The organism is Mariniflexile sp. AS56, assembly GCF_030552475.1.
In the GTDB taxonomy this organism is placed as follows: Bacteria; Bacteroidota; Bacteroidia; order Flavobacteriales; family Flavobacteriaceae; genus Mariniflexile.
This window is the reverse complement of sequence record NZ_JAUPED010000011.1, coordinates 115,026-134,132: the sequence shown is the minus strand read 5'-3', so window position 1 is coordinate 134,132 and position 19,107 is coordinate 115,026. Positions and strand designations below refer to the sequence as shown.

The 19,107-nt window shown below is 35.2% G+C and carries 9 protein-coding genes and 1 pseudogene; all 10 read right to left on the bottom strand.

Annotated elements, in window-relative coordinates; genetic code table 11:
• Positions 1–4,205: pseudogene (locus Q5N74_RS14255) on the bottom strand (SprB repeat-containing protein); the annotation flags it as partial.
• 618 nt (positions 4,206–4,823) lie between these two features.
• Positions 4,824–5,204 (bottom strand): cupredoxin domain-containing protein, encoded by a 381-nt coding sequence (locus Q5N74_RS14250; RefSeq protein ID WP_304389576.1) that lies wholly within the window; start codon positions 5,202–5,204, stop codon positions 4,824–4,826.
• Between the two features lie 31 nt (positions 5,205–5,235).
• Positions 5,236–5,796 (bottom strand): carboxymuconolactone decarboxylase family protein, encoded by a 561-nt coding sequence (locus Q5N74_RS14245; RefSeq protein WP_304389575.1) that lies wholly within the window; start codon positions 5,794–5,796, stop codon positions 5,236–5,238.
• Positions 5,797–6,261: 465 nt separating this feature from the next.
• Positions 6,262–7,101 carry a helix-turn-helix domain-containing protein gene (locus Q5N74_RS14240; RefSeq protein ID WP_304389572.1) on the bottom strand — a complete coding sequence of 280 codons (840 nt, stop codon included), beginning with the start codon at positions 7,099–7,101 and terminating at the stop codon, positions 6,262–6,264.
• A gap of 150 nt (positions 7,102–7,251) precedes the next feature.
• Entirely contained in the window at positions 7,252–8,052 is an 801-nt protein-coding gene (locus tag Q5N74_RS14235) for an SHOCT domain-containing protein (protein ID WP_304389571.1), read from the bottom strand.
• Positions 8,053–8,351: 299 nt separating this feature from the next.
• Positions 8,352–10,601 (bottom strand): sialate O-acetylesterase, encoded by a 2,250-nt coding sequence (locus Q5N74_RS14230; RefSeq protein ID WP_304389570.1) that lies wholly within the window; start codon positions 10,599–10,601, stop codon positions 8,352–8,354.
• Between the two features lie 26 nt (positions 10,602–10,627).
• Positions 10,628–12,556 (bottom strand): PQQ-binding-like beta-propeller repeat protein, encoded by a 1,929-nt coding sequence (locus tag Q5N74_RS14225; RefSeq protein ID WP_304389569.1) that lies wholly within the window; start codon positions 12,554–12,556, stop codon positions 10,628–10,630.
• A gap of 1 nt (position 12,557) precedes the next feature.
• Positions 12,558–13,886 carry an L-fucose:H+ symporter permease gene (gene fucP, locus Q5N74_RS14220; protein WP_304389568.1) on the bottom strand — a complete coding sequence of 443 codons (1,329 nt, stop codon included), beginning with the start codon at positions 13,884–13,886 and terminating at the stop codon, positions 12,558–12,560.
• A 37-nt stretch (positions 13,887–13,923) separates the two neighbouring features.
• On the bottom strand, positions 13,924–15,267 hold the full coding sequence (locus Q5N74_RS14215) for a DUF1552 domain-containing protein (RefSeq protein WP_304389567.1): 1,344 nt from the start codon (positions 15,265–15,267) through the stop codon (positions 13,924–13,926).
• On the bottom strand, positions 15,264–18,899 hold the full coding sequence (locus Q5N74_RS14210; protein ID WP_304389565.1) for a DUF1592 domain-containing protein: 3,636 nt from the start codon (positions 18,897–18,899) through the stop codon (positions 15,264–15,266). Before Q5N74_RS14210 ends, Q5N74_RS14215 begins: the two co-directional genes overlap by 4 nt.
• Positions 18,900–19,107 lie beyond the last annotated feature (208 nt).

The window sequence follows — 19,107 nt, the reverse complement described above, 5'->3', positions numbered from 1 at the left end:
TCTGTATCATTGGTTAAAACATTACCCGATACCGGGGTATCAACATATGTTGTGTTGATGTCATTCTCTGCATCGGTACAATTCACTAGAATTGAAATATCCTGTGTTATTTCACACCCATTAGCGTCAATAACATTAAGTATGTAATCTCCCGCTTCCAAATTTGTAAATTCACCTGCCGCTTGAGATACTCCATTTAAACTAAAAGAATAAGGTATTGTTCCTCCAGAAGCCTCAACTCTTAAAGACCCTGAACTCGCATTACAAATAGTATTATCCTGTGAAAGAATTGAAACAATTAACCCCGAACTAGGCTGATTAACAGTTGCCGTTTTAGAAGTTGTACAACCGTTCGCATCAGTAATGTCTACAGAATAACTACCCGCAGGCAAATTATTCAAATCTTCTGTGGTAGCTCCATTATTCCATAAAAACTGATATGGAGATGTACCACCAGAAACCGTTAAATCTAGAGATCCATTTGAATCACCAAAACACATGATATTCGAAATCGCAATGCCAGAACTTAATACACTTGGCTCATTAACATTTGCGGTTGCATTCACTGTACACTGCGTTACTGAATCTGTAACAGTAACTGTATAGCTGCCTGCTGGTAATCCAGTAATGGATTTCGAGGTAGCTCCTCCTGGACTCCAAGAATAAGTGAATGACCCCGAACCTCCTGTAACACTTGCTGTTACTGTTCCATTACTTTGGCCATTACATGTTGCTGAAGTTGCCGTAGCCATGGCTGAAATATTTTTACAATTACCTGGATTTACGGTTACAGTAGCCATGGCAGTACATCCATTGGCATCTGTTACTGTAACTGTATAATCTCCAGAACTAAGACCTGTAATAGTATCTAAAGTTTCTCCTCCTGGATTCCATGAATAACTATAAGGCGCGGTACCTCCCGTAGCGGAAACGCTTGCCGTTCCATCACCTGTTTCGGGGCCACTCTCATCACTTGATGTCGCAGAAACATTTAAAACACTTGCTGGTTCTACTATAGTCACACTTTGTTCTACTGGTTGGCACACCGTGCCATCAATAGTAACACTTACCGTATAAATTCCAGCTGATAGTCCATTAAGAGTACTAGAAGTAACTCCTGCATCTACTTGTGCAGGTAAGGTATTCCAAGTAAAAGTAAATGTAGCTCCTGCATTGGCGGTAGAACTTGCGCTTACTGTTGTTTTTCCTGTTGTGCCTCCTGCACAAAGAATATTTATTACTTTATCAACTTTTATTTTGGCATCACAGGTATTTGAACAATTGATAACTACTCCTTGCTCTAAAGCACAATTATTAGCATCTGTTATGAGCACAGTGTGTGATCCTGATGGTAAATTTATAGCCGTTTCTGTTGTTTGATTCCCTGCACTTTCACTCCATAAATAGGTGTATGGTGCTGTTCCTCCTCCAACAGAGGCTGTGGCTTCTCCATTTTGACATCCTTGTGAACTAATTGCATTTTCTTTTGTAATTACAACATTTATTGGATTTGTAGGTTCGGATAAAGTCACATTTGCTGTCGCTTTGTTCCCAAGTGAATCTATTAATTCAACAGTATATAATCCGGCTGGTAAACCTTCAAACATTGGACTTGATTGTAGCGTTCCTCCATTTGCACTAAATTGATATGGCTCAACTCCTCCTGTTCCAGAAACATTAATCACCCCTGTAGCAGTTCCATGGCATAGAATATCCGTTTTACCGTCTATTGATATTTCAGGCTGAACACCATCAATAAAATCATTACCACAGCTAGACATTAAATTGATGGTACGTGTAATTAAATTATCATTAGCACCGTCAGCATCAGAAACAGATATATAACCGTTTAAATCAGACTCACGTATCTCATATACAACATCAACAAATGCTTCAGGTATTTCTACCACCGTTTTATATTTTCCTGAACTATCGGTAACTACATTCTTAACACTTCCATCAGATCCGGTTATATTAACATTAACATTATTTAAAGGGTTTCCTTCAACATCATACACGGTTCCACAAATAACAGGTTGCGTTATTAAAACTGAATTTGGATTTTGATAATTAGCGCAAGACATGCTAAGAGAATAGTATCGATCACTATCTCCATCTTTCTTTCCTATTTTATATCTTAGAGATGATTTCTTTTCGAAGTAACTACTAAACGTATATTTTGGATCTTCCGATACATCTCCCCCTGGAGCTGTACTTGTATTCCTCGCTTCCCCACGAACAACAGTTGCTGTTTGGGTTATATCTATTAACGTATTATTCGATACGAAATAGGCATCTGGCAAACTTATATCGGCATATTCTCTTGTTTTATTACCGTCTCCATCAATATCAAAAGGGGATGCAAAGTATGAAAGTTCAACCTCATCATCATAATTACCGCCTCCGCTTACAAATGTTATACTAAATTCAACACTTTGATCGCTACTGTTTGTACTATTTATTCTTGGTTGAAATGCTTCAGGAATTCCTGTAGATGTTACATCTATTTCTAATAAAGAAGCGCCTCCATTAAACTGTTCTATTCTTACAAGCGCATCAATAGTTGTACCGTGTGAATTATTAGGAAAAACATTTGAAAAACGATAAACAGCATCAACACATAATGCACCACCTGAAACTAATTTAGGATTTGAGAAATTAGAATCCTTATAAAGAGGTGAGCAATCACAAGACCTAACTACCGGTTCAGGAGTTGAAGGCTTAATTTTAACAACCCAAGATTTAAAAGAAACTCTTCCACAAGAATCTGTAACTTTTAAACGTAAAACACATTCTTGAGCCATGGACACATATCCAGCTGTATAAATAGGGTTTCTTACAGATTTACTACTAAAGCTTCCTGAAGAACATGTTGAAGACCACTCATAAGTTGCCGTACTGCTCCCTGCTGTAATACCCTGTATATTAAACTGAACTGATTCCCCTCCTGAAAGGACTGAAACCATATTAGTATTATCCACAATTTCTGGTGCCTTTTCAGCAAGTGCTTCCAAAGAAAAATTAAAGAATACTCTTTGTGCGGCTACATTTTCAGCTTCAGAACCATTTTTCAATTCATGACCTCCTTCATAAAGTACCATACCACGTTTTGAATCACCAAAAGCGCGACCAAATGCAATTAATGCAGCTTTTCCTGGTGACTTATTCTTAAGTACATCTTCCTGATTAGGATCCCAAGCAGCAATTTTTGTCGTGCTCCTCCAGTTTCCCGTTGGATATGGCATATATATTTGCTCTGAACCGCCGTCGTGAGCGCCATCCGTTCTACCCATAAACTGCATAAAAGGATCTGTATGAAAATCATTTAAATAAGGTGTTATGCCTGAAGCATCTTTATGATCACCATGATTAATTAAACCATATCCATCAACATTCCCTGGATAAGAATTCGGGTTTTGCGCTAAAAAATTTGTTCTCTTATTAGAATTTTTTGGATCTACATCTCTTTCTAGGTTTGAACCCGTTTGACAACCAGCCCATATCCATCCAGAATTTCCGCCACTAGCGATTGAATTATTCCAATTTAACAGAGGATTTCCAAAATCTTCCCAATCTGGATCCGCATGCGGAATAACGAAAATATCATCACAAGAAGTTAATTCACTAGCATAACATGATCTATAATCATTTTTTGGAATTTCTGCATTTTCCAAGTATTTTTCAGCAATACCACTGTTTTTATTATTTATTACCCAGCGCATGCCAAAATTTAATTCCCGATGAAGAGGAACAGACACTGCAGACTGCGTTTTATAGGTAACAACTCCTTTTGCAACCCATAAATTTATGACTGCCATAACATCGTTCGTCAAATAATCTTTCGAAACAATAAAGGGACCTCCCTTAAAACCTTTCCCGTCTACGGTAAAATCAATACCGTCTTTCACTTTATTAGGGTTAATTGACCACAATACAGGCGTACCATGATACTTTAATAATGAATGGACAAGTCCATAAGGCTTTAACCCGTTTTTAATGGTTTGAGGAACAACTCCCATATCAATAATTATAGAGCCTTCAGGAACTAGAAAGTCCTCTACGGAATATAATTCTACGCTTATATTACTGTGGGATTTGGGTAATGGATTTAAACCAAAAACCAATATCGAAAAGACCATAAGTACAGAAAAACTTATAGCAGGAAAAAACCTTTTAAAAATGGAACGCAAAGTAGCAATTTTCATATGCCCTAGTTATTTTAAATTTTGAATAAATGTATAAACGAGATATAGCTATAAAGAGATTAGCTAATTATTCGGGCAATAAATAAATGTAATTCTTAATCATGATTTATTATTTAATGGATATGTTTTAGGCATAAATACTTTAGTTATAAAAAAGATGTTATCTTAAAACATCTAAATTTGTCAAGAGAAGTATTTGAATTTGGGTAATTAAGTATTTAAAATAGTCAAGCCAAAAATAAAGGCGAATCCTACATCAAACAAATATTCTCGTGAAAACAACTAAAAACTCGTTAAAGGGCCTAATAAAATTAGATGTGTTTTTCAATACAGTCTAAACGTGTTTTTTTAACGATGAGTGGTGAGTAAGAAATTACAATTATATAAATGAAATAGTAAGATTTAAATCGTAATAATTGCCACACAGCGTGGCTTCACAAGCTTTTTAAGGTTTAAAAAAAAACAGAAAGTATCTAAAATTCTTAAATAAGAATTAAAAAAACACTAAGTAAATGATATGCAATCCATTACACATAATCAACACATATAAAACCATTATACGCAAAAAAAAAGCGAGCCTCACAGCTCGCTTTTTTAATAATCATCTTTAACCATTCCCTACTTAACTTCTAAAGTGTATTCTGGTGTTTTATTAAAAGGACAGAAATACTTATACGTTCCTTTTATAAGTGTTACTTCTTTAGACGATTCGGTCTTTCCATGTTTTACCATTTGGGACACATAAGCATCTGCTATATGATTTTTAGAATCTGAACCATCTTTCCCTGCTTCTATTAACACTAAGCCAACTTCTGGCGCTGCATTATTATTTGAAACTTCAAATACATAAGTCCCTTCCTGCAGCGTTAGTTGTTTTTGTGTAAACTCGCCAGCTGTTTGTTCTAAAGAAATTGTTTTTACGTTTTTAGTCACTACATTTTGCGCTTGAGTAGTCCATGTAATTAGTACTAAAAATAATCCTGCTAATAAATTTTTCATGTTTTTCATTTTTAAGTTAATGTTTCTATAATTAATTTGCTGTTACTAAAAATTTCCCTGCTTCAACACTTGGAAAATCCACCTCAGTTTCCGCAATATGGTTTACATAGTTTGTAAGCGTATTAGACACTACATTTAAAACTATTTCTAAAATATCACCATCGTTATAACCAGCCTCTTTAACTGCTTTAATAGCTTCTGTAGACACTTGTCCTCTGTTTTTTGCTACAGCTTGTGCAAATTGCAGGCCTGCTTGTGCCTTTGCATCAGCGGCAATACCTTGACGACTTAATTCTGCTTGCTCTTCAGTTAAACCATTCATTTTACCAATAGCTGTATGGGCAGATAAACAATAGTTACATGAGTTTTCTTCTGCAATAGCCAAGGCTAATTGTTCTCTAAACTTGTTACTAAAGTTTCCGCTAGCAGTCAATTCTCCTAAACTTAAATAAGTTTGAAATGTTGCTGGAGAATTACCAAACACCTTGATTAAATTTGGAATAAATCCTAATTTCTTTTGTACGGCATTAAATAGCTCTTTCGATTTACCTGTTGTTGTTTCTGGGTTTAATGTTTCAATTCTTGTGCTCATAATTTTTGTTTTTATCTCCTGCATAAACAGGAATGTTATTAGTAATTACTTTATATATTTAATTATTCTATTATTTACATTCGCAAACTTGTTGCTCTGGTTTCTGTTCGTCATATTCTTGATATCCCCAACAGTTTGGACATTCCTTATTATTTGTTGCTCTCATATTGTTTGTGTTTTAATGTTACTAATTAATTACACTGCAAAGATGCGACGAGAACAAGCCTTGAAAAATGGACAAAGGTTCCTTATGCTTGGACTTGCCTATTTCATAAGGCTTTTAAGAGTATTTATTGGGGGATTTTTATGGCTGAATGAGTTACGCCGCTAGTATATTTGAAGATATCGTAATTACATAGCAGTGGCAGAAACGTTCTTTATTTGATTCCGTATACAGAAATAAAGGTGCCATGTAAAACCAGACCTTTATGGTCTAGTCCAAATAATTAATACTTAAAGAAAGCTCTAGTATTCTTTTTTAAATTGTAATGGTGATTTTGTTGTGGCTTTGGTGAAAAACCTACTAAAGTATGCCGAATCGTTAAAACCTAAATCGTAGGCAATATGTTTTACAGCCTGGTTTGTATAAATAAGTTGACGCTTGGCTTCCAGGATAATTCGGTTTTTAATAAAATCGCTGGGTGTTTGTGTACCCATTTTATTAAAATGCTTGGTTAAGGATTTAGGTGATATGCCAAGTCTGCCTGCGTAGTCCGTTACAGTATGAAGCGTTTTATAATTTTGTTCTACTAATACACTAAAATCTTTAAAGAGTTTGGTCTCAGCATCTTGTTTAATAACATGATGTTCTTTTTTAACTCTTACTGCATGAATAATAAATTGTTTTAAGTAGGCTTGAAGCATATCATACTGTGCCGCTTCACTCGTTTTAAATTCTTCAATTAAGCTTTCTAAAATGAACTTTAGTTTTTGAGTATCACTCTCACACGGTTTCACAAAAGGGGTTTCATAAATATTATTAAAAAGAATACCGTTACAAGCCACTTCTCTATCGTGTGTTTGAATACAATAAAAATCACGAACAAAAGTTAAGCGATACGCTTCTTCAATTTCTTCTGAAGCCACAGAAAACACTTGACCTGGCGACAAAAAGAATAAAATATTATCTTGAAATTCATAGTTTTCAAAATCTATATTATAGACACCTTTTCCTTTTTTTATCCAGTAAATACTATACTCATTAACTTGTTCTGGTTTACTAAAAACACATGCTTTTTCAAATTGAACAACACTTAATGTGAAAATATCTTGGTACGAATAGTTAATAATATCCTGAACTGCCATGAATAAAAATTAGTTAGATGAAACTTTAGTCGTAAAAATTTTATTTTCTTATAAAAACAACCCCAGAAACCGCTGTAAACAAAACAAAGCCCAACTTACTAAAAAACTAATTAGGAAGTTGAGCTTTACATTATGTAAAAAAAAATATTTTTACAATCTACTTAATAAATCAGTTTTCTTATTTTCAAACTCTTCAACAGAAAGAATTCCTTTATCTTTTAAACCTGCTAATCTTTCAATTTTACCAAAAATATCCTCTTCCAAATCACTTGTAGTATTGTTGATTACTTGAATGGGGTCTGGAGCTAAAGGTGTTGGTTGATTATCTATTACGTTAGTATTATTTACTTCTTGAGGTTTTGGGCTATCGTCACCTCCAAAAACAATAGGTAAAAAATTTAAATTTACTGTACCGTATTGGCTGGTAAATGTTACAGAATAAGTACCACTTTGCTGTTGCCCTATTCCTCCTATTTGATGATCTAATGTATCAAATATCGTTACTTTTCCGTTTTGTTGAATCGCTAGGCGTCCAATATTCGAAAAAATAGCATAGCTCGTATTATTTTGACTTCCAGTAGAATTAGGAAAGCCTAAATCTCCCCACCAATTTCCGTTTGAACCAGACTGAAAACCACCCTGATTTTGATTTTGTATTTTTGGTAACGGCACATATTGTATCCCGCCTTGGTTTATCAAATTTGACAATTCAATACAAAGACCATCTACAGTATATTTTAATTGGTTGTTAAACATATCTCCAACCATAGTCATGCCTCCTTGCATCCATTGGCCACCACCGCCTAATTCTGGTATGTTAAATTGCGCCATAGTTCCATTACTTCTCATAAGTGCTTGCGTTAAATCTATAACCGCATTAACACTTATTCTATAACGATTTGCTACATTATTTATATTCTGAAAACTAGCATCTGTGAAAATTGCATTCATTTTAAATCCCTCTTTTAATTTATCTGAAAAATTTCAAATAAAATTTCGCCGCAAGATAACCATTAGTCTTATGAATAACCTTCTCTTATATAGAAGTTTAACACTTATATTTTAAATTTCATAAAAGACGCTTACAGCTACTATTAATGTAAATACTGTCCTATAATTTTATAAGATTCATATTATATAATGCGCTTTGTTGCTATTTCTGAAATGACTACTAAAACGACCTATTTATAAAACTTACTAATTACGATTAGAGGAAACCTTATAACTTACCGAATACCATTAACACCCAACTAATTCCCTGTATGTTTTAAAATAAAATCAACAATTAGTTTTGGATCTTTTAATGAATGAGGATGGTGCCCTACTTCTGGTTTATGAATTATAGATAAATCCCATCCCAATGAAATTAATCTTTTTTGTAATAACGCCGTGTTTTCTGAAACAGGTACCACAACATCCACATCGCCAACAACAGATAAAATAGGCACTTTAAAACTAGCAATACGCTCCATATGATTGACGGGGTTCCCGTTAAATTGAAGCGCCACTTCTTCTGAAAACCCGTATGTATTTAAGCACCCAGCCCATGCTTTGGCGGAACCTTCTCCACTTCCCTTTCCGGCTGGCCAACTTTTAAAATCACAAACAGGTGCATCGGCATAAATACAAGCTACTTTTTCAGCATTTCGGTTTCCCCAATTAAAAATAATAAGTCCACCTCTACTCATTCCTTCCAAAACCACTTTTGGATTTAACCTATAAGTTTTGGTAACATATTCATAGAAACCATCCCAAACAGCAATGGCTTGTTCACTTCCAAACAATCCTGCTACATCTATATATGCCAAATGAAACCCTTGTTCTAAAAGGGCTAAATCGGTTTGTGGTTCATGCCCCCAAAAGCGCGCTCTCCAAATCCAATCCTTGTTTTTATTTTGTTTCTTTGGAAATACGACTTTGAAATTAGCACCATTTAAAGTAGAATCAATCATTTTATATCCATTCCAAGTCGATTGTTTATTAGACACTAAATCTTTAGAACTCGAGATTGGCTGTTGGTGAAAGCTTAAAGCTCCAATATTATTTTCGCTTCCAAATAACCACGGCCCATTATAAACATCCGTTGTTTGCTCGTAATATTTACTTGGTAAATAGGACACGTACTTAAACTTTGAAGTGGCTTCTAGAAATAGAATAACAGCGTTTTCATGATGCTCTAAACGTTCAACTTTAACTAAAACATGATCTTCATTCAACGTATTACTAAAGAAAAACTGATCCTTTAAAAAACGCTTTATCCCTTTTACATCCTTTTCTAATTCTGTAAAAATAGGCTGATCGAATGTTAAACGAATTTGTTTCGGACTTTCATAATATGTATTTAATAACTTTGGAGGTGTTATAGCTTTATCTGATTTTTCACCATAGAAATCTCGGGAAACCAGCGGGAAAATACGTTTTGCAAACTCTAAATAGCCTTCATACGAAAAATGGCAACCATCATGACCTGGAACTCCCATGGTGGACATGATATGGACCATCTCATATTTGTTTGCTATTTGATTTTGAACCTCACGAATTTCTGAACCATAAGATTCTTTTGAACGTCCACAACCTTGATGTAATTGAAACAAATAAACTTCTTCTAAACCTGTATAAACTCTTTTCCAATCGTTTAAAAGTATCTCAAAATTTGACGCGTAAGCTTCATAACTTTCCCTCTTAACAGAGTTGGATTCCCCTTGATGCCAAAAAATAGCCTTAATTTTATCTTTTAAACCGGCCTCATTCACACGATACGCTAACCTTCCAAAACTTGTTTCCAACGACGATTGTTCTGGGTACAGCATATTCTGTTCTATAGAAGACGAACCACTCCCACCATTTATAATACATACAGGTACTTGGTGCTTTTCTACAATAAATCTCATCAACTCCATACCCCAAACACCAACTCCTAAAGGGTTTTTAGAGAACCAGCCACCAACACCATTTAAGCCTTGTAAATTGCCTGTTGCTAAACCCCAACGTACTTTTTCATCTTCCTCCTTATAACTTTCATATCCTGTTTTAACTCCAAAGCTTCTACAATACGGATTACTGTACGTTGACAAATTACTGCTAGCATGAGAATTAGATTGACCCGTAATAATATATGCATCGCCACAAACAACATGATCTGCAGTAAAATAAAGACTATCTACATTATTTTTTTTGATATAAAATTCAAACTTAAACTCGTGTAAACCTGAATGAATTTTAGTTGAAACTGAAATTTTATTTCCTTTTAAAGTGTCTTTTTGGGTGTCATACAATGTTCCATCTTGATACACTTTTAACGTAAACACTTTAAAACCTGGTTTTCCTTTTACCGTTCCATTAAATAGTACGGATGCTTTACCCGATGAATCACGTGCATACAATTGATAATCTTCTGGAGATTCAGAAAACACTATCTCTTGTGCATAAAAAGGACTCGTTATTAGTATAAAAATACCTAAAAATAGAGGTAATTTGAATTGACTGATTAATTTATTCATGGGTTACTTTTTTAATTTCAAATGAGTCATTCTCCAATACAAATGATCTCCTTCAAAGTTCGGTGATATATATGTCCGTTGGCAAAACTTAAGGTGTTCACGGTCCATGTTTTTCTTTTTTCACCTAAATCGTTCACTGAAACCAAAGCAGTTTCATCAAAATGTTCCGTATTCGTATCAATAACATACACCATACCCACGGCATTTGTAAAGAATATATAATTATTAACCATTACCGGCGAACCTAAAAACGAACGCTGAAAACCATCTCCCATAACACGTGCATCATTACTGTGCAATTGCCCTTTGGCATTCAACCCATCATTCGTTTGCGGAATTTTCCAAATAAAACCACCATCGCTATCTTTTTCAAAAGGTAATTCTAAATGTTCGTTTTTTCCTGTTACTATATGATGGCGAGCTATAAATGGTTTATGCATCACCATGTAATACGTATAATCGTTTACAGCCATATTACAATGGAATTCGTTTTCAGAATTTTGAAGTACTACATTTTCTTTTAACGTATATTTTTTAGTGTCTTCGTTATAAATATATTGGTCAACAGTATGTAATGCTTTTTGACCAATCAATTTTCCTGTTACAGAATTGACGGTTAAATTTTCCTCACATTTATAAATCCACGACACTTTTTCTTTATCCCAATGTTGCGTGTTTAGAGCGCCATAACCAGAAAGCTTATTAGGCGCTTCAGGTTCCCAATTCCATAAAGCATTACCCGCATTTTTTTCGTCCAAGCTTATTAAACTTAAGCCAACAGGACGCTCAGGAACACCATGCGGACCACCACGCGCTATAAGAATCGCTGGTTTCCCATCGGCAGTTTCTCCAATAACAGGTGTGTTATAATGGGTTATTGCCTCTTTAGTCGTCCAAAGATGCTTTCCTGTATATTTATTAAAAGCGTGTAAATAATTCCAATCTTTTACGCGTGTTGAATCATTTTCAAATGGAGGTTCTACATTTAGAATTACATCTTGAAAAAGAACTGAATCAAATTGTTTATTAAAAGGTCTGCCCACAGTTGGCATCCAGGTACGTTCCCAAACCAAATCACCTTCCATTGAAAAACACGCCATACCTCCGCTAGCATTAATCGCCCAAACAAAGTCGCCATCGGTCATGGGACAAGGTGTTGTAGAATCGCTAAACGCATAATTATAGTCACTCGGAAGCAGCCCTTTTACAGTTTGTGTCCACAATGTTTCTCCGTTATTGGCATCCATGCAATACAAAACCACATCAGTCCCGGTAGGTCTGGTTTCCAATGCTTTTTCTGCAAGTTTAAATTGCTCGTAACGCTTTAATACCGCATCCGATTTTGAATTCACATAATCCATCAAATTTTTATTGGCTTCGGAATACATGCGGCCTTCCTCACTCCTAGTAAGCAAACGGTTAAACGTATTTTGCTTTTTTTCAGTCGGAAGATTTTGATAGTTTTCATTTAAGGCTAGAAAGGCTTCCCAATTATTTAAAGCGTCCTTTTTTAAGCGGAATACTTTTTTAAAATCAGCGTCTCCCGTATTCTTTAAGATATTCAGTTCAGCTGTATAAATAGTATTGTATTCTGTTTGAGCTTTATCAAACTGAGATTGCAACACTGAAAAAGCCGGCGTATCTAAGGGCGGATTAATGGTGAAAAACAACTTATCATCCCAAACTGCTATTCCGCTTTGGCCTCCTGCTGGAAGTGTTTTTTTCCATTTAATATTTTCGTTATCACGAACAGACCATTTTACAGGAACCTTTAAAGTTGTTTTTATTTTATAACTACCATCGGGACCTCCTGACATAGGCCATTGGTTCTCGCTATCTGGCACTTGAACCACACTGCCTTGATTTTCTTTACAGGAAAACAATCCTAAAAAAGCAAACACTACAAATAGCAGCCAATGAAAAAAATAATGATTTTGTTTTATTCTCAAGTTCATATTACGAATTACTTACCATCGTTTTTATGCTACTATAACCATAATAGCCCACAAACGCTAAAGATAACGCTGGTAAAATAAACGATAAATTAACTTCTGGGATATACCCTAAAAAATTAATATCGGCCAAACCATCGCCACCTAAATCTAAAATAGCAGCTTGAACAATTGGCATAAGTGCGCCACCAACAATAGCCATAACCAATCCTGCAGAACCAATTTTAGCTTCGTCTCCCATATCTTTTAAAGCAATACCATAAATGGTAGGAAACATAATAGACATAAAAACAGAAATAGCAACCAGCGATATTAACCCAGCCATACCAGGTAATACGATGGCTCCAATACTCGCCAAAGCGCCACCCAAACCAAATAGCATTAACACTTTTGGTGGATTTACTTTTTTCATTAAAGCGGTTCCAATCCATCGGCCAGATAAAAACAAAACCATAGCAGCCACATTGTAATGGGTTGCTGTAATATTACTACCTGTACTTTCATTTAAATTATCTACATAATGGAAAATGTAGGTCCAACACATAATTTGCGAACCAACACAAGCTGCCTGAGCCAAAACACCGTTTAGATATGTTTTATTAGCGGTTAATTTCTTTAATGAATCGGAAAGACTCATTTTATCTTCTACAGCTGTTTTAGGGATTTTTGTAAATGCAATAATGACCATAATAATTAAAACCAAAACACCTAAACTTAAATACGGAATACTGATGACACTTAAATCGTTTTCGCGAATGGCAGCCAATTCTGTTGATGCCAATGCGTTATAAGCTTCAGCAGTGTAATCATCAGATCGCAGTGCTTGCAATACAAATACTTGAGCTATAATCATTCCGGTAAGTGACCCCACGGGATTAAACGCTTGTGCTAAATTTAAACGTTGGGTAGCTGTTCTTTTATCTCCCAATGCTAAAATTAAAGGGTTTGCAGTAGTTTCTAAAAATGCCAAACCACATGTTATAACCCACAGTGAAATTAAAAAATAGTTATATTCTTCATACATAGCGGCCGGATAAAACATAAAAGCGCCAATAGCATACAAGGTTAACCCTAATAGAATACCCGATTTATAACTAAAACGTCTGATAAATAAAGCTGCCGGAAATGCCATAAAAAAATACCCAAAATAAAATGCAAATTGCACTAAAGACGCTTGAATATTCGATAATTCTGGCATCACTTTTTTGAAAGCAGACACCATTGGGTTGGTTAAATCATTAGCAATACCCCATAAAGCAAATAAAGAAGTGATAATAATAAAAGGGAATAATAACTCCTTGCTTACAACAGGAATGCGCTCTTTCTTGATCATGTATTTAATTTTAGTTGGTTGGTGAAATTGATTGTATTTAAAGAATAGAAGGCAGTCTACCTGTACTGTCTGAAAAACTTTCTGTGTGAACATCTACCTTATTTAGCATGCTCACAAATAGGTTAGACAATCGCACTTCTTTTTCATTGAACTTAGTATACGTACCGTGATTTACGCCAAGATTAGAACCGCCAGCTAAAATAAGCGGACAATTACGAGCATTATGTGTGGAACTACAGGCACTTCCGTAAAGAATCAAAGTGTTATCTAATAATGATCCATGTTCATCTTTTGTGTTTTTCATTTTATTGATAAAATAGGCAAAATGCTTAGCATACCACTGGTCTAAACGCCCCCAATCGCCCCAATGGCCAGTCGTTTTATCGTGCGAAATACTATGATGCCCTTTTAAACCCAATGCCATTTTTGGAAAATTATCACCAAAGCCCATACCATCTTCACGTGCCATCATGTAACTCATTACTCGCGTAGAATCGGTTTGAAAGCCAAGAACCATCAAATCTAACATAGAGCGTACATAATCATCTGGTGCCGATGTTGGATCTACATCTAGGTTAATTAAACTGGCATCAAATTCTTTCATGGGCACGTCCAACCATTGTTCATTACGTTTTACTTGCTGCTCAACTTGATTCAATGAGGTTAGGTATTCATCTAATTTAGCTTTATCATTAGAACCTAGACGTTTTTCAAGACTTTTGCTATCTTCTAATACCAAATCCACAATTTTTTTGCCTTGGTTTATGCTTTTTCTTCTTTCATGAGTTGATGCGCCTCCTGCTGGTGAAAAATAACGTTCAAAAATTTCACGCTGACGGTGTTCTGAAGGAAGTGGTCTTCCTGATGAATTAAAGGATAATGTTGATGTTCTTGATTTATACCCTACACCACCATCCGTTGATAATATCAAGGATGGGAAACGGGTGTATTTACTCAATTTTTCAGCAGCGACTTGATCTACTGAAACACTATTTTTATATTCACCACGTAAATCGCCTCCTGTTAACCATGAATCGCCTGCCATGTGCCCCAAAACGTTACGACTATATGGATGACTTAAACCGCCCATTATAGATATATCGTCTCTATAAGAAGCTAAAGGTGCTAGTGACTTTGTTAATTTATAATTGGCCCCTTCACCGCTTGGAAACCAATTCCAATCTTTATGATATGAACTTTCTTGTGGTGGCAAGCCAACACCATTTGGAAAATATAGAAAACATAAACGCTTAGGTGCTAAGGGTTCTATAAACTTTGAAAAACTATTCATTGCCATGCCTTCAAAATAGGGCAACATGCATGCTACTCCCAATCCTTTCAAAAAAGTACGACGATCTAAATGCCAAGGTTTCTTACTCATAATCCAAATATTTTATTAAACCAACTTTGTTCTTTTTCATAAAATGACGGACTTAAAACAACCTGTTCTATGACCGTTTGAAAACGGAAATCGTTATCAACAACCGCTTCAACAATCCTATCTATTTCTTTATTATCTGCAAACCCAACGTCTCGACCTAAAGCATACGCAAAAATATTTTCGACTAGGGCTCTTGTAAAATCTTGTTTTTTAAGTCTTAAAATATACTCTTTAATTCCTTGAACACCTTCAACCTCTGTTCCATCGGGTAATTTTGATTTTGAATCTATTGGTTTCCCTTTCGCGGTTAGCTGATATCTTCCAACAGCATCATAATTTTCAAATACAACTCCATAAGGATCTATTTTAAGATGACAATCTAAACACGAGGGATTGTTTCTATGCAAAAACAACTGTTCTTTCAATGTAAGATTTTCAAAGCCTGGTGTATCAGGGTCTAATTGAGGCACATTTGGCGGCGGTGGCGGCGGTGTATCTCCTAATATTTTTTCTTTCAACCATACAGCACGCTTAATAGGATGCGCCTGAATACCATCTGAATGACCGTTTAAAAAAGCGCCTTGTGAAAGTAAGCCGCCTCTGTGTTCATCTTTAGATAATGCTACAGGGCGAAATGCATTGCCTTTTACTCGGTCAATACCATAAAATTCGGCAAGATTCTGATTTAACATCGCAAAATCTGAATCGATAAAATTCATGATACTCAAGTTATTTTTTAATATATGATGAATGAATGTGTAGGTTTCCTTAAACATATCTTCTTTCACAAAACGCGTATAATCTTCATACTCCTTAACATCAGTATCCATGCTTTTATGCCTATCTAAACGCAACCATTCATAAGAAAAAGAATGAATCATTCGAGATATTTTAGGATCTTTTACCATACGTTCGATTTGTTCTGGCAACTCATCGTATAAATCTCCTTCGGCTGCTAATGCCATGAGTTTTTTATCTGGAGGTGAATTCCACAGAAAATAAGACAGTTGTGACGCTAAATAAAATTCATCATCTGACTTTTTTGATTTATCTGTTTTTGGAATTTCCGGTTCAAACAAGTAGATGAAATTAGGTGAACAAAGCACTGCAACTAACACTTCTTTAACACCATCTTCATAACGGTCAAAGTCATCTTTAATACTTCTCCAGAAATCCATATAACGATTTAGTTCTCCGGGGTTAAGGCTGCGTCTAAAAGCACGTTCCATAAAACGGGTAAGCACTTCTTCTGTATAAATCTCAACTTTTGCTTTATTAGGCGAATCAAAAAAGATACTTGTGTGACTTTTTGGTGGCCATACAGGATGATAAGGCGCCTCTAACTCTACCGATTTTATAAGTAATGGCGGCCCATTAAAACTTCCGTCTTTAACAAGATGGTTATTCCAAAGTCCTACGGTTAGAATGTTTGCTAGATCGCCACTTACTTGCGCACTTCCAAGTGGTATTGGTAAATTTTCCAACCTACCTTTAAATTCAAAGCTTTGATATTTCCCTGCAGGCGTTATTACTTCTACCGATTCACCAAAGGTTTTATAATCCATACCATCATCTGTCCTTGAACCAGCAAAAACTTGAATTGATGGGTTAACTGATGCATATTTTAAATTATTTCTGTCTGCTTCTTTTTCAAGAATTTTTGGTAATGGATCATTTTCAGGTAATGGCGTTAATACAATATGACTAAAACCTACAAAAAACTTTCCGCCAATAAAACCTTTATGTTCTCCTTCTGATAAATAAACCAATGTAACTGGGGTGATAATTTGATCTGAACCCTTTAAGTTCTTATCCATGTACAAACGTTCGCCAACAACACCTTCTTTATTGCCTCCTAAAAGACCTAATTGGTATGAAGGCATCGCATCTTCAGACACATAAGGATGCACCAAGTCTACTTGATATATTCCAGCCTTAGGAACAGAATAATTGAAAGAGGTTCGAACGTTGTTTGCAACGTTATTAGGCAATAACCAACGGTTATTCTTTAAGATGAAATTTTTAGGATTTTTAATATCCTTTGCTGCAATATGAATGGCTTTCGAAGACTTTCGTGCTGGTTCTTTTTTTCTTAAATCGATAAGACGCTCCACAGATACCGAATTATACCCTTTTGAAGCCTCTACCCTAAATACAAAATCGCCTGTTCTAGGGAAATCTTCTTTAACCAATAACTTTAAATTTGGCGAAGGCCCTTGCCATGACTTAGGCGTCACTTCTTTTGCTGGTAATGCTGAATTTAGCAACATGCCCTCTTTAACCACACTATAACGGTTACTGGCAGAACCGCGCATGCCAATTCCAATCTTGTTCTTTAAAGCTGTTAAAGTATCATTTTCTTGATTTGTTGCAGCTTTAATTGGTTTCCCTTGGTCATTTAAAATCTCTACCAATAAATCTTTATTACTTATAGCTGCCGTTTGGTAGCCTCCATATTCTGCGCCTGTTTTACCATCCCCTATTTTTTTTCCTAGAGTCACTTTATAGCGTTTTGATTCTGGTTTATCTCCAAAAACAATGGCTTTATCTAAGGCCTCTCGCGCTATTTTTTGATAATAATCAATATGTAATGCAGAGGTTTGAAGGATACTTCCGTTGTTGCTATAGCCCATTTTCGATTTTCCATCATCAGGAAGCACATCTCCAAAATTCACATAAACACCAAGTAAATCATTAAGCGAATTGGTATACTGCGATTTTGTTAATCTTCGCATCACACCTTTATTACTCTTTTGCTTCACTTCGGCTGCTTTTTCAAGATTTTCAGTCATCCAATCTACCACAGCACGACGCTCATCATCCTTTAATTGCGGCGCTTTTTCTGGAGGCATATCGCCTGAATTAATCATATCCAAAGCAGAATGCCACCCTTCCGCATCTGGTCCATTTATCATGTCCCAATTTAAAGCATCTAAACGAACATCTCCTTTTTGTTTATCTGGTCCATGGCATTCATAGCAATAAGCCTCCATAATAGGTTGCACCTTATTTTTAAAATGCAAAGCCTCCTGAGATGTCGAATCGTTTTCTTTGTTAATTGCTAAATACTCCGAATTGGCATCACTAACCCCTAATACCGTCTTCAAACTAGAAGGCATGTATTTGGTTAAATAACTCGAACCATGTGTTAAAGCGCCTCCATAATGACCTGCTAGCGATAGTAAAACTACATTAACAAATAAAAACACCTTATAAGAACGTGATACATTATTTATGTTTTTGGAAGATTTTTTTTGTCGCAAAACAAGTAACCAAACACAAATTAGAGCCGTAAACCAGCCTAACCATTTATGAAAACTTAATAAATCATCATCATAATTTCCTGATGACGCCAAAAGAAAACCTAAAATAATGGTTGGAATGATACTGAAGACCGAGAACCAAAGTAGAATATTACAAGCTTCGTCCAAATTTAAGTTAGGACGCAGGCTATTCATCATTTCCATAAGAAATAACACAACTAAAGCACCTATTGGAAGATGAAGGATGATAGGATGAAAACGCCCTAGAAAAAATACAAACGTATTTTCAATTTCGCCTGTTAAAGGAATAAAAAAAAGCCCTAAAAGTGTTGCCGTAAAAACAAGTGCAATTAACAGGGTACGTTTCATAAAATTTAGAGTCTTTTAAAATTCACTGAACAACAAAACCACTATTTAAATTAAGAGTAATTTTATATGAATTGATTTACAAGAAATTAGCAAAAACAATGTTAATCACAATTAAAGCAAAAATCTTCCAAAATCTTCACCATTTATAATACTATTTTTGCTTTTAATAGCGTTTCCCTTTTTTTAAAGAACAAAACGAATGTGAAGT